The 12,664-nt window shown below is 57.6% G+C and carries 12 protein-coding genes; 8 read left to right on the forward strand and 4 right to left on the reverse strand.

Going from position 1 to position 12,664, the window contains the following annotated elements:
• The first annotated feature begins 184 nt into the window (after positions 1–184).
• The 6 genes from EH164_RS19345 to EH164_RS19370 all read left to right on the forward strand — a co-directional run bounded on the left by EH164_RS19345 (position 185) and on the right by EH164_RS19370 (position 7,771).
• The gene (locus EH164_RS19345) at positions 185–2,329 is read left to right on the forward strand and encodes a TonB-dependent siderophore receptor (protein WP_124970094.1); all 2,145 of its coding nucleotides are present in this window, start codon (positions 185–187) and stop codon (positions 2,327–2,329) included.
• A gap of 475 nt (positions 2,330–2,804) precedes the next feature.
• Complete coding sequence (locus tag EH164_RS19350) at positions 2,805–3,677, forward strand: carbohydrate ABC transporter permease (RefSeq protein ID WP_124970097.1); 873 nt, start codon at positions 2,805–2,807, stop codon at positions 3,675–3,677.
• A complete protein-coding gene (locus EH164_RS19355) occupies positions 3,667–4,554 on the forward strand; it encodes a carbohydrate ABC transporter permease (protein WP_124970099.1) in 888 nt (295 codons plus the stop codon). The genes EH164_RS19350 and EH164_RS19355 overlap by 11 nt, the downstream gene beginning before the upstream one ends.
• Before the next feature lie 11 nt (positions 4,555–4,565).
• Positions 4,566–5,390: a phosphodiesterase gene (locus tag EH164_RS19360; protein ID WP_124970101.1), complete on the forward strand. Its 825-nt coding sequence runs from the start codon at positions 4,566–4,568 to the stop codon at positions 5,388–5,390.
• A gap of 4 nt (positions 5,391–5,394) precedes the next feature.
• Positions 5,395–6,468 carry an ABC transporter ATP-binding protein gene (locus EH164_RS19365; protein ID WP_124970104.1) on the forward strand — a complete coding sequence of 358 codons (1,074 nt, stop codon included), beginning with the start codon at positions 5,395–5,397 and terminating at the stop codon, positions 6,466–6,468.
• Positions 6,461–7,771 carry an ABC transporter substrate-binding protein gene (locus EH164_RS19370; RefSeq protein WP_124970107.1) on the forward strand — a complete coding sequence of 437 codons (1,311 nt, stop codon included), beginning with the start codon at positions 6,461–6,463 and terminating at the stop codon, positions 7,769–7,771. The genes EH164_RS19365 and EH164_RS19370 overlap by 8 nt, the downstream gene beginning before the upstream one ends.
• 53 nt (positions 7,772–7,824) lie before the next feature.
• On the opposite strand, the gene EH164_RS19375 is transcribed toward EH164_RS19370, so the two are convergent.
• Positions 7,825–8,289, reverse strand: coding sequence for a hypothetical protein (locus tag EH164_RS19375; RefSeq protein ID WP_124970110.1), 465 nt, complete (start codon positions 8,287–8,289; stop codon positions 7,825–7,827).
• A 41-nt stretch (positions 8,290–8,330) separates the two neighbouring features.
• On the reverse strand, positions 8,331–9,368 hold the full coding sequence (locus EH164_RS19380; RefSeq protein WP_124970113.1) for a hypothetical protein: 1,038 nt from the start codon (positions 9,366–9,368) through the stop codon (positions 8,331–8,333).
• A 147-nt stretch (positions 9,369–9,515) separates the two neighbouring features.
• Here EH164_RS19380 and EH164_RS19385 point away from each other — a divergent pair, with 147 nt between their 5' ends.
• On the forward strand, positions 9,516–10,247 hold the full coding sequence (locus EH164_RS19385; protein WP_124970116.1) for a hypothetical protein: 732 nt from the start codon (positions 9,516–9,518) through the stop codon (positions 10,245–10,247).
• Positions 10,247–10,879, forward strand: coding sequence for a hypothetical protein (locus EH164_RS19390; protein ID WP_124970119.1), 633 nt, complete (start codon positions 10,247–10,249; stop codon positions 10,877–10,879). Before EH164_RS19385 ends, EH164_RS19390 begins: the two co-directional genes overlap by 1 nt.
• Here EH164_RS19390 and EH164_RS19395 read toward each other — a convergent pair.
• Together EH164_RS19395 and EH164_RS19400 are read right to left on the reverse strand one after the other, a co-directional pair.
• Positions 10,836–11,966: an MFS transporter gene (locus EH164_RS19395; RefSeq protein WP_124970123.1), complete on the reverse strand. Its 1,131-nt coding sequence runs from the start codon at positions 11,964–11,966 to the stop codon at positions 10,836–10,838. The genes EH164_RS19390 and EH164_RS19395 overlap by 44 nt on opposite strands.
• The gene (locus EH164_RS19400; RefSeq protein ID WP_124970126.1) at positions 11,963–12,484 is read right to left on the reverse strand and encodes a TetR/AcrR family transcriptional regulator; all 522 of its coding nucleotides are present in this window, start codon (positions 12,482–12,484) and stop codon (positions 11,963–11,965) included. The genes EH164_RS19395 and EH164_RS19400 overlap by 4 nt, the downstream gene beginning before the upstream one ends.
• Between the last annotated feature and the right edge of the window lie 180 nt (positions 12,485–12,664).

Consider the following 12,664-nt stretch of genomic DNA (forward strand, 5'->3'; position numbering starts at 1 on the left):
TGCTGTAGTGAATATCTCACTTTTATCATTTACTACTACATAAGCCCATGATTGAATGATTATCAATTACAAATCCGAAGCCACGCACTACGGTTAACGGATCGCGCTTTATCCATCAGCAATAACCATAAAAAAACGTTCACGCCTGCCGATAACGCAGGCACTCTTCGGGAAAACAGAAGTCATGGCAGATTTAACGGGTTGTTATTCCGGGCAAAAGGGGCGCGCGCGCCTCTCTGCGCTTATTTTAGGCGCGCTCGTTTCACCGCTCACGCACGCAGCAGATAACAAAGAGGGCGACACCGTAACGGTGGTGGCAGATGCCGCCGCAGATAAACCGGCGACCTCCGGTTACCAGCCGCTCAACTCCTCCACCGCCACCCTGACCTCAATGCCGCTGCTGGATATTCCGCAAGTGGTGAACACAGTCAGCGACCAGGTGCTGGAAGATCAACACGCCACCACGCTTGATGAAGCGCTCTATAACGTCAGCAACGTTGTGCAGACCAACACGCTCGGCGGCACGCAGGATGCGTTTGTGCGCCGTGGTTTTGGTGCTAACCGCGATGGTTCTGTGATGACCAACGGCCTGCGCACCGTGGTGCCGCGCAGTTTTAACGCCGATGTCTCACGGGTGGAAGTGCTGAAAGGCCCGGCCTCAACGCTGTATGGCATTCTCGATCCCGGCGGGCTTATCAACGTGGTGACCAAACGCCCGGAGACCACCTTTGGTGGCTCTGTTTCCGCCACCTCCAGCAGCTTTGGCGGCGGCACCGGTGAGTTTGACGTTACCGGCCCGATTGAGGGCACGCGGCTGGCCTGGCGCCTGATCGGCGAATACCAGAACGAAGATTACTGGCGTAATTTCGGCAAGCAGAAAAGCACCTTTATCGCCCCTTCGCTGAGCTGGTTTGGCGATAACGCGACGATCAACGTGCTCTATTCCCATCGTGATTATCAGATGCCGTTCGATCGCGGCACGATCTTCGATCTTGCGACCAAACAGCCGGTCAATGTCGACCGTAAAACCCGTTTTGATGAGCCGTTTAATATTACTGACGGTGAATCTGACATCGCGCAGCTCAACGCTGAATACCGCTTTAACAGCCAGTGGACCGGAAAGCTGGAGTATGGTTTCAGCCAGGATAAATACAGCGATAACCAGTCGCGGGTGATGGCCTATAACGCCGCCACCGGCGGGCTGACGCGCCGGGTGGATGCCACGCAGGGATCGACCCAGCGCATGCACACCACGCGCGCCGATCTGCAGGGTAACGTGACGCTTGGCGGCTTTTATAACGAGATCCTTACCGGCGTCGCGTATGAAAATTACGATCTGCTGCGCACCGATATGATCCGCTGTAAAAACGTGAAAGATTTCAACATCTACAACCCGAGCTACGGTCGTGCCAGCAAGTGCACAACCGTCTCGGCCTCCGATAGCGATCAGCGCATCCAGCAAGAGAGCTACTCGGCGTACGCCCAGGATGCGCTCTACCTGACGGACAACTGGATCGCCGTCGCCGGGATGCGCTACCAGTATTACACCCAGTATGCGGGCAAAGGGCGTCCGTTTAAGGTCAACACCGACAGTAGCGATGAGCAGTGGACGCCGAAGTTTGGCCTCGTTTATAAACTCACGCCGTCGATCTCGCTGTTCGGTAACGTGGCGAAAGCCTTTATGCCGCAGTCGTCGATTGCCAGTTATATCGGCGACCTGCCGCCAGAAACATCGACATCCTATGAGGTGGGTGCCAAATTTGACCTGTTCGACGGTGTTACCGCCAATATCACGGCGTTTGATATTCACAAACGTAACGTGCTGTATAACGAAATCATCGGCGATGAGACGGTAGCGAAAACCGCCGGGCGCGTGCGCTCCCAAGGTGTTGAGATGGATCTGGCGGGTGCGCTGACGCCGAATATGAATGTGATTGCCAGCTACAGCTATACCGCGGCGAAAGTGCTGGAAGATCCGGACTACGCCGGTAAACCGCTACCGAACGTGCCGCGTCACACCGGTTCGCTGTTCCTGACCTATGACATTCACAATGTTTATGCCGGTAATACGCTGACCCTCGGCGGCGGCGGTCACGGCGTTAGCCGCCGCTCGGCCACCAACGGCGCGGATTACTACCTGCCGGGCTATGTCGTCGCGGATGCCTTTGCCGCTTACAAAATGCAGCTGCGCTACCCGGTTACATTGCAGCTGAACCTGAAAAACCTGTTTGATAAGACCTATTACACCTCATCGATGGGCACCAATAATCTGGGTAACCAGATTGGCGATCCGCGTGAAGTGCAGTTCACGGTGAATATGGATTTTTAAGGTTTAACCGGTAACGCTTCTGCATTGCCCGATGGCGCTTGCGCTTATCGGGCCTACAAAACCATCATCGCTTGCGCTTATCGGGCCTACATGCGAGCACACGCTTTTCGTAGGCCGGGTAAGGCGTAGCCGCCACCCGGCACCGCCTCTGCACTGCCCGATGGCGCTACGCTTATCGGGCCTACAAAACCATCATCGCTTCGCTTATCGGGCCTACGTGTGAGCACACGCTTTTCGTAGGCCGGGTAAGGCGTAGCCGCCACCCGGCAACGCCTCTGCACTGCCCGATGGCGCTGCGCTTATCGGGCCTACGTGTGAGCACACGCTTTTCGTAGGCCGGGTAAGGCGTAGCCGCCACCCGGCACCTTCCCCGTACCGCCGCTTCATTAAACAGTCACCTGCACGCCATGCTTTTGCAGCATTGGTTTCACACAATGCCCGCTTTCGAAACCCGTGACGTTTTTTTCAGGCAACTATGAAAAAGTACTGGCTTCCCTGGCTTATCCTCTCGCCGTCGCTGCTCTTCCTGGCGCTGTTCACCTACTTTCCCCTGCTGCGCTCGGTCTACGACAGCCTGTTTGATACGCGCATGGCGAGCGACAACCCGCCGTTTGTCGGCGCGGCTAACTTTACGCGCCTGCTGGAAGACAGCGTCTTCTGGCAATCGCTGCTCAATAACCTGCTCTATATCCTGCTGACGGTGATCCCGGGCGTCGCGCTGGCGCTGCTGCTGGCCGTCGCGCTGTGGGAAAACCACCGCGTAAACCGCTGGCTACGCACCGCTTTTTTCTTCCCGATGATTATCCCGATGGTCAGCGCCGCCGCGCTGTGGCTGTTTATCTTTATGCCCGGCCTCGGCATGCTCGATCACTACCTGGCCACCCTTTTTGGCCCGATGAATAACAACTGGCTCGGTCGCAGCAACAGCGCCCTGTTTGCGCTGGCGCTGATTGGCGTATGGAAATTCGCTGGCTACTACATGCTCTTTTTCCTCGCCGGATTGCAGGGCATTCCCGCTTCCACGCGTGAAGCGGCGGTGATGGAAGGCGCAACGCCAACCCAGGTTTTCTTCAAAGTCACGCTGCCGCTGCTGCGCCCGACCCTGAGCTTTGTGCTCACCACGGCGCTGATCTACTCCGTAACGCAGATCGATCACGTTGCGGTGATGACCCACGGCGGGCCGGACAACGCCACCACCGTGCTGCTCTACTACATCCAGAATCTCGCCTGGGAGACGCACGATCTCGGTAAAGCGTCGGCGGCCACCTTTTTAACGCTGGTCGGCCTGTTCATCTTTTCGCTGGTTAACCTGAAATTACTGGAAAGAGGAGCGCACTATGAGCGTTGAGATTTCGCCTGCCCTCAACTCGACGGCAGCCGCTGCCCGCCCGCGCTGGCTGCGTCTGCGCCACTCCCGTTCGTTTACCCTCGCGCTGCTAATGAGCTGCCTGGCGCTGCTGTGGGTCAGCCCGTTTATCTGGATGCTGTCGTCCGCCTTCAGCACCACCACCTTCGGCGAAGAGATGGCCTCAATTCTGCCGCGCTTCCCGCTAACGCTGGATAACTTCCGCGAGGCGTGGAACAGCGTCGACTGGCTGAGCCTCTATGGCAACACGCTGATTTTCGCCTTCGGCACCTTCTTCGTGCAGCTTTTTACCATCACGACCGCCGGGTATGTCTTCGCCTGCCACGAGTTTCGCGGCAAGCAGACGCTCTTCGTCCTCTTTCTGGTGCAGCTGATGATCATGCCGGTGGTGATGATGATCCCCAATATGCTGACGCTGAAAACCTTCGGCCTGCTCAACACCTTAACCGGCGTGATGATGCCCTACTTCACCTCGGCGTTTGGCGTATTCCTGATGCGCCAGGCCTTTCTCGCCATCCCGAAAGAGATCGAAGAGGCGGCGCTGATGGAGGGCTGCCGCTGGTGGCAGGTGCTGTTCCGCGTGATGTTACCGATGTCGTGGCCGTCGCTGCTCGCCTTCGCCACCGTCAGCATTACCTATCACTGGAATGAGTATTTATGGCCGCTAATGATGCTTAACGATCCCGATAAGCAGGTGCTGACGGTCGGGCTGGTCTCCTTCGCCATGGGCGCGGAGTCCGGCGGGCAGTGGGGGGTGATCAGCGCCGGGACGCTGATGGTCTGCCTGCCGCTGATGGTCGCCTTTATCGCGTTCCAGAAACAGTTTCTTCGAAGCTTTGGCTTCTCCGGCATTAAATAAGGAGTGCAGTGATGTTTTTAGCGCAAATTTCCGACACCCACTTTCGCAGCCAGCATGAGAAGCTGTACGGGTTTATAGACGTCAATGCCGGTAACGCCGACGTGGTGTGCCAGCTAAACGCCCTGCGCGAGCGCCCGGATGCGGTGGTCATCAGCGGTGATATCGTCAACTGCGGACAGCCTGAAGAGTACCGCGTGGCGCGCCAGGTGCTCGGCAGCCTCGATTACCCGCTGTTTGTTATTCCCGGCAATCACGACGACAAAGCGCACTTTCTTGAGTATATGCACCCGCTCTGCCCGCAGCTGGGCAGCGATCCGCACAATATGCGTTACGCGATTGATGAGTTCGCCACCCGCCTGCTGTTTATTGACTCCAGCCTCGCCGGGGAGTCAAAAGGCTGGCTGACGCCGGAGACACTGAACTGGCTGGAAGCGCAGCTTACGCAGAGTAAAGATCGGCCTACCGCGCTCTTTATGCACCACCCGCCGCTGCCGCTCGGCAATGCGCAGATGGATCGCATCGCCTGCGAAAACGGCCATCTGCTGTTAAATCTGATTGAGCGTTTCCCGGCGCTGACGCGCATCTTCTGCGGCCATAACCACAGCCTGACCATGACCCAGTATCGCCAGGCGACGATTGCCACCATTCCCGCCACCGTGCACCAGGTGCCGTACTGCCACGAAGATACCCGCCCCTATTACGATATGTCGCCGCCCGCCTGCCTGATGCACCGCCAGATTGGCGAACAGTGGGTCAGCTACCTGCATTCGCTCTCGCACTACCCTGGCCCGTGGCTCTACAACCCGCAGATCAGCTGCCCGGTGGATGAGCGCTAAAACCATGTTAAGACTCAATCAGGTAAGTAAAAGCTTTGAGGGGAATGCGGCACTGAACGCGGTCTCGCTGGAGATTGCCGACGGCGAATTTGTGGTGCTGGTCGGGCCCTCCGGCTGCGGCAAAAGCACACTGCTGCGGTTGATCGCCGGCTTAGAGAGCGTCAGCAGCGGGGAGATCTGGCTCGATAATCAGCAGATCACCACCCTTTCGCCGCGCGATCGCAACTTTGCGATGATCTTCCAGAACTATGCCCTCTTCCCGCATCTTTCCGTGCGCGACAACATCACCTTCGGCATGAAGGTGCGCAATGAGGAGCGAGCAAGCTGGCAGCCGCGGCTGGAGCGCGTGGCACAGATGCTGGAACTCGATACGCTGCTGGAGAGAAAACCGGCCAAGCTTTCTGGCGGCCAGCGTCAGCGCGTGGCGATGGCGCGCGCTATCGTGCGCAACCCGAAGCTCTTTTTGATGGATGAACCGCTCTCTAACCTTGATGCCCGCCTGCGCAGCGACGTGCGCGACAGCATTATGGCGATGCACCAGCAGTTACAGATAAGCACCATCTACGTCACCCACGATCAGACCGAAGCGATGTCGATGGCTGACCGCATCGTAGTGATGAACGGCGGGCATGTGCAGCAGGTAGGCCGCCCGGAAGAGCTCTATGCGCACCCGGTGAACCTGTTTGTCGCTGGCTTTATCGGCTCACCGGCGATGAATCTGCAACGGCTGCCCTGCGCCGCGGGCGACGTGCTGCTGGGCGAGCAGCGCCTGCCGCTGCCGGCTCACGCTTGCCATCATGCTGAGGTGTGGCTCGGCATTCGCCCGGAACATATCACCGATGTGCCAGAAGCAGGCCATCTGATGCTGCCTGCCACCGTTACCCAGCGCGAACTGATGGGCGCGGATTACCAGCTGCATGTCACCACGCCCATCGGCAACCTGCGCTACATCCGCCGTCACCGGGGCGATGTTCCCAACAAAGGGGATACGCTCAGCGTCGGTTTTTCACCGTTTGATTGCCACCTTTTTGCTGCCGATACGCAGCGTAATTTACACCAGGAGAGAGACCATGCATAAGCTGATGCGAGCGCTTACTTACGGTATAACCCTTGCGATAAGTGCCACTGCGGCGGCGCAGGAGAAGATCGACTTTATGTTTCCGGCACCGGTCGACGGCAAGCTGACGATGGAGATGACGCGCATCATCAAAGCCTTCAACGACTCGCAAAAAGAGGTCGAGGTGCGCGGCATTTTTACCGGCAACTACGACACCACCAAAATGAAAGCCGAGTCCGCGCAAAAGGCGGGCCAGCCGCCTGCGCTGGTGATTATGTCCGCCAACTTCACCACCGATCTGGCGCTGAAAGATGAAATCCTGCCGATGGATGAGCTGTTTAAATATGGCGATAAAAAAGCGGGCGATTTCCTGCAAAGCGCCTTCTGGCCTGCGATGCAGAAGAATGCGCAGGTGATGGGCGTGACCTATGCCATCCCGTTCCACAACTCGACGCCAATCCTCTACTACAACAAAACGCTGTTTGCGCAGGCGGGCATCACGCAGCCGCCGCAGGACTGGAAAACGCTGCTGGAGGATGCGAAAAAGCTGACGGACCAGAGCAAAGGCCAGTGGGGCATTATGCTCCCCTCCACCAACGATGATTACGGCGGCTGGATCTTCTCCTCGTTGGTACGCGCCAACGGCGGCAACTACTTCAACGAGAACTTCCCGGGCGAGGTCTATTACAACGCGCCGACCACCATTGGCGCGCTGCGCTTCTGGCAGGATCTGATCTACAAAGAGAAAGTGATGCCCTCTGGCGTGCTGAACTCCAAACAGATCAGCGCCGCCTTCTTCTCCGGCAAGGTCGGCATGACAATGCTGAGCACCGGCGCGCTTGGCTTTATGCGTGAAAACAGCAAAGGGTTTGAACTGGGCGTAGCGATGATGCCTGGCCAGTTGCAGCGCGCGGTGCCGATTGGCGGTGCCAGCCTGGTGAGCTTTAAAGGCATCTCAGACGCGCAGAAAAAAGCGGCTTATACGTTTATGACCTACCTCATTAGCCCCGAGGTGAACGGCGCATGGAGCCGCTTTACCGGCTACTTCTCGCCGCTGAAAGCGACCTACGACACGCCGGAGATGAAGGCTTACCTCAAGCAGGATCCGCGCGCGGCGATAGCGCTGGAGCAGTTGCAGTATGCGCACCCGTGGTATTCCACTTATGAAACCGTCGCCGTGCGCAAAGCGATGGAGAACCAGCTCGCCGCGGTGGTAAACGATGAGAAAGTGACGCCAGAAGCCGCGGTCGCCGCCGCACAAAAAGAGGCGGATACGCTGATGAAGCCATATGTCGATAAAACGGCGCTACAGCCAGTGAAATAAGGGATTTGCAGGCCCGCAGGGAAGCGGGGAAGACTTGCTCCAGTAAGCACTCACTAACGCAGCAGTGTCATACTTAGCGTCGCCTGGCGGGTTTGCGCATCGTAATAGAGTGAAAAGGTATCTGCTGCGGGGTCGCCGGGTTTTCGCCACTCTTCTGCACTGGTTATTGGATGCGGATCGCGCTTATAGCCGAGGGTTTGAATGTACTGCCGCAGCGCCTCGATACTCTCTTTGCTGGCATTATCAAAAATAATGCTGTTGATGGAGGGATAACCGTCACCATTGTGAAACTCAAAATGATACTTCGTGGTGATACGCGGAGCCTGCGCAATCGCCTTTTCGGTCAACGTGTTGTAATCCCAAAGATTTCGTTCGGTGTAGACCGTGGTTTGCCCCAGCCCGGAGAGCATCAGCCAGAGCAGAAAGAAGAGCACCAGCGCGAGGGAAACCACCAACAGGCTGCCCCACTTCACTATGCGGAAGATTAACGCGGTGGCTGCGTGGGGCTTTTGCATCATTACTTTTTATCCTGCACCTTAGTTTGACGCTCCAGTCTTACCTACTCTTCGCGCGCCATAATCTTCCCGATAAACGCATCAAGCTGATGGCGTTGCAGATAGCTTTTCACCTGACGCTCCCAGCCAGAGCCATCGCCGAGCACCGCGCGGCTGTGCGTCGGAGCGTAGAGATAACGCGTGTCGTAAAGGTTCATCAGCGACTGGTTCATCGCATCGATATTGGCCGGGGTTTTCTTGCTCCTCTCTTGCTGAATAGCCAGCGAACGCAGCACTTTTTCCCGCGACGCTTCATCGGGCGTCCACGACTGCTCGCTCAGTTCGCTCAGCACCAGGAACTGCGGCTGATACTCCTCCGCCAGCGCGGCCTGCAACCGATCGTGGCCGTCAAGGATCACAAACGACGCCAGACCGGCGATATACCACACCAGAATCGGCGGCAGCGCGTTTTCGCGGCACTTCTTGCGCCACCACTTCACGCGTCCGGACCCGGCATCGACCGGATAGCGGCTGAGCAGCAGATGACCGCCCCACCACCAGTCAACCCACTTCACCTTTTCCGGGTTTTGCAGATCGGGAAAATCTTCACTGTAGAGCGACCAGTTCACGCCGATATAGGTGCTGTGGTCGGGCGTCTCAAAACGCCACTTCTCGCGCGGCACTTTGCGATCGCAAACATAGGGTGCCTTCGGCTTTGCCGCCAGCATCGGGCGCAGCAGCCAGCGGCGTGGCGGCAACAGCGGAACGGGCGCTTCCATCAATTCACGGGCAAAGTAGCGGCACCAGTGGCTGATCCAATTCTCTTCGCCCGCCCGTTTAGCGCTTTCTACGTCCGCCGAGCTGATGGCAGGCAGCAGCAGATCCTGGCCGGGGTGCTCGGCGTTAAACACCAGCCAGACGCCGGAGTGGTCGTTTAGCATCGTCGCCCAGAAGAGGGGTTCGCCATTGACCTGCAGCGCCATGCGGCCGTTATTGCCGCTCTGCATCTCCATCGCCTGGCCATTGCCTTCGCGCACCACCAGCTCCAGCCCCTGCCAGCGATCCTGACGGTCATGCAGATCTTTCCACCAGTACTCACTCATCCTCTTCTCCTCGCGACGTAACCCGCAGAGTGTAAGGCAAAGTTGCCGCAGGGATAACTACCAGAATGTCTTAAACCATGGCTGAGATTAAAGGAAAGGGATCTCCTGCCGTTTATTACTTCTCATTACTTTGTGAAAGGAACCACAATGTTACATGCCATTTTGAACAGCAAAGCACGGCGCGTGGATGTGAGCGATAAGGCCGCGCAAAGCTGGCGGTCGGTATTTCAAAACTATGAAGACCTCTTAACCGCCGCATTCTGGGGGCGAATAAGCTACCTCTCCCAGGAAGCCATACAGGCTTTACTCTCCTCACTGCTCGCTACCGATACTGGCCCGTGGGGAAAATTTGAATCCCTCACCTTCTGGCCTAAATACCCCTTTCCCGACGAACTCGATAGCGCTGTCGCGCCGTGGATCAATGAGCATGATAAGTATGCCGAGCCCGATGTTGTCCTGACTTTCGAGCACGCCACGCTGATGGTGGAAGTAAAACCGCCCGAGGGCGGCCAGCAGTACCAACAGCAGTGGTGTAAAGAGATCTATGCATGGAAAAACAGCGAAGAAGCCCAGCAGGCGCTGTATTTTCTGGCGATCGGCAACTTACCGAAGCACGCTAACGCTCTGTTTTGCGATTTGAAGGATCTCTTTGATGACGTGTCGTTTTACGGCTTAGAGTGGCGCGAGGTTCGTACCAAAATGGAGCACCCCGCCTGCGGCTGGTCGACAGATCAGGATCAACGCATTATCGCTGATTGCCTGCGTGCCCTTGAGCTATACGGCATTCGCGCGCCGTTGTTGCCGTGGCAGCCCTTTCTTTCGTTTCTTCATCACGCCGACCTGTCGGCTGGCCTCCCCTCATTACAAGGAAAATCCTGATGTCCGATCCCTTTAGCGTTGTTCGCCAGGCGCACCGGATTTGTGCTGCCTACTATCAGCAGATCCTGCCGCTCATCAATGAAACCGCCTCTCGCCTCGATGCAAAGTTTTTTCGCCGCGCTCACTGTAGCTTCAACCCACCGCCGCAGCGTAACAGCAACCCTTTTACCTGCTGGGAGTGGGATTTCCTGCCGCTGATGGATGCCGCCTTCGTTTTCGCTCATCAGCAGGCCTCCTCAAGCAATATGGGGAGCGAGGATTTCGTTATTGATTTCCGCCTGGTGACTGACAGCGAGCTTGCCTGGGAGCAGCGCGATGAAAAGTATGGTGAAAATGAAAAGCCGCTCGCCAGCGCGATGAAAACAGCGCCAGAAAATACAGAAAGCTTCCTGAATATTTACCTTTTCGCCGCCTGTGAAAATGGAACTTACGATTCCCCTTTCACGCTGTGGAACAGCTATAGCGATTATCCAGAAACAGACGGTACGGTCACGCTTGCAGAGGGTGAACCCATTAAAGCGATCGGTTTCCGGGTTCAGCTTCATGAACTGGCGCATGACGGCAGCGTTGACGAGCTTGTGGAGCGCATCAAAGCTCATCTGGAGATACTGCGGGCGGATAAAACAGCATAATCCCCGCCAGCAGCGTAAAGGCGATCAGCGCTGGTGCCGCGCCGATCTGTGCGTAAAGCACGCCGAAAAGCATCGATCCGGCAACCTGTCCGGCGGCGAGCATAAAAAAGACCACGCCGACGCCGGATGCCGGTCTCTCTGGCGTGGCCTGCGCGCCGCCAACCAACAGCACGCCGGAGAGCGTAATGTAACCCGCCCCACAGAGTGCGACTGCCGGAAACAGCCAGCCGCTGAAGGCATGGCTGAAGGCAATCAGCACCAGCGGCGCAGCCATAAACAGCAGCGACAGACGGTAAACCTGTCGCATGCCGATGAGGCGCGCAAGCGGCCCGGTCAGCACCCCGAGCACTCCCGCCGCGCCGCACACCAGCCACAGCAGGCTTATCAGCGTATCCGCGACTTTCGCATGCTGGCGCAGCACCTCGGGGCCAAAGCTCCACCACGCCGCGCTCGCCATACCGCTGATAAAGGCGACGATCGCAAGCCGCACCAGCTGGCGAGTAAACAGCCTCGCCTGAGCGGATGTTTCAACCTGCCTCAATGCACCCGACGGCAGATAACGCCATACCGGCAGCAACGTCAGCAGCGCAATTGCGGCAAACAGCACGCAGGCGTAGCGCCAGGGCAAAATAAGCAGCAGCGGCACAGAGAGGATAATCCCTGCGCCGGTGCCAGCGTTGATAATGGTGTTAACCTGCGTCTGGCGCTGCGCGGTGATGGCCTGGCTGACTGCCGCCGCCAGCGAGGGTGAAGAGAGCCCGGCGCTGAAACCGGCAATCAGCAGCCCTGCCGCCAGCAATATGGGTGTGGAAGCCGCGGCAAGCAGCAGCAGACCCGCTGCGGCACAGAGCGCGGAGATCACGCCCACAAGTCTTGCGCCGTAGCGCGTGCAGAGCCGGGATGCCACTGAGACCGACAGGCAGTAGGCGGCGAAACTGCACGCGGAGAGCACGCCCGCCAGACGCGGGCTGAATGGCACCTCCTGCGAGACCGCGGGCAGCATCAATCCCCATGAGAAACGCGCCAGCCCGTAAGAGACGGCAATCAACAGGAAACCGGTAACGGCGAGCGAGAGGGACTTTTTCATCGTGCCTCCTGGCGTGCCATCAGCAGTGCCGCCGCATCACCGGCGCGCTGTGCAGCCTGCGCACCGACGATCAGTGCCGAAGTAATAGCGCCTTCAAACAGCATCCATATCGCATCTGCCAGCGCGACGTCGTGCACGCAGGCGGTGATGTAAGCGCGCAGCTGATAGCGAAAATCGAGCGCCAGTGCCGACAGACGAACACTCTCCTGCGCATACTCGCCCCAGGCTTTCAGAAAGAAGCAGCCGCCGGTGCCGTAAGCCTCCATCCAGTCGCCAAGCACGGTGAAAAGCGTGTGAATGGCGAGCGGATCGCCGGGCTCGCGCAGGTCGGCAAAAAAGCGCTGCTGACGCGCCTGCATTACCGCCTCGGTAAGCTGCTCGCGCGACGGAAAATGGCGATAAAGCGTGCGCGTGGAGACGCCCGCTTCGCGACAGATGCGGTCGGTGCTGGTGGCGTGAAAGCCGTTGTCATAGAAGAGCCGCTCGGCGGCCTGGATGATATCGTTTCTTTTTTGCATAGTTAAAAAGTAAACCGATCGTTTTACTTCTGCAAAAAAATAGCGAAAAAAAATTAAGATTAATTATTTATAGTGCAGGGCTCTGTCGATTCCCATTAACAGGCCTTACCGCTTCGATATTTAGCGCGTGAAACATCCGAAAAGAAACCCTTTCCCTTGAAGCACGCTGTCCGTTTGCTA

This window comes from Kosakonia sp. CCTCC M2018092 (assembly GCF_003864115.1).
GTDB classification, from domain to species: domain Bacteria; phylum Pseudomonadota; class Gammaproteobacteria; order Enterobacterales; family Enterobacteriaceae; genus Kosakonia; species Kosakonia cowanii.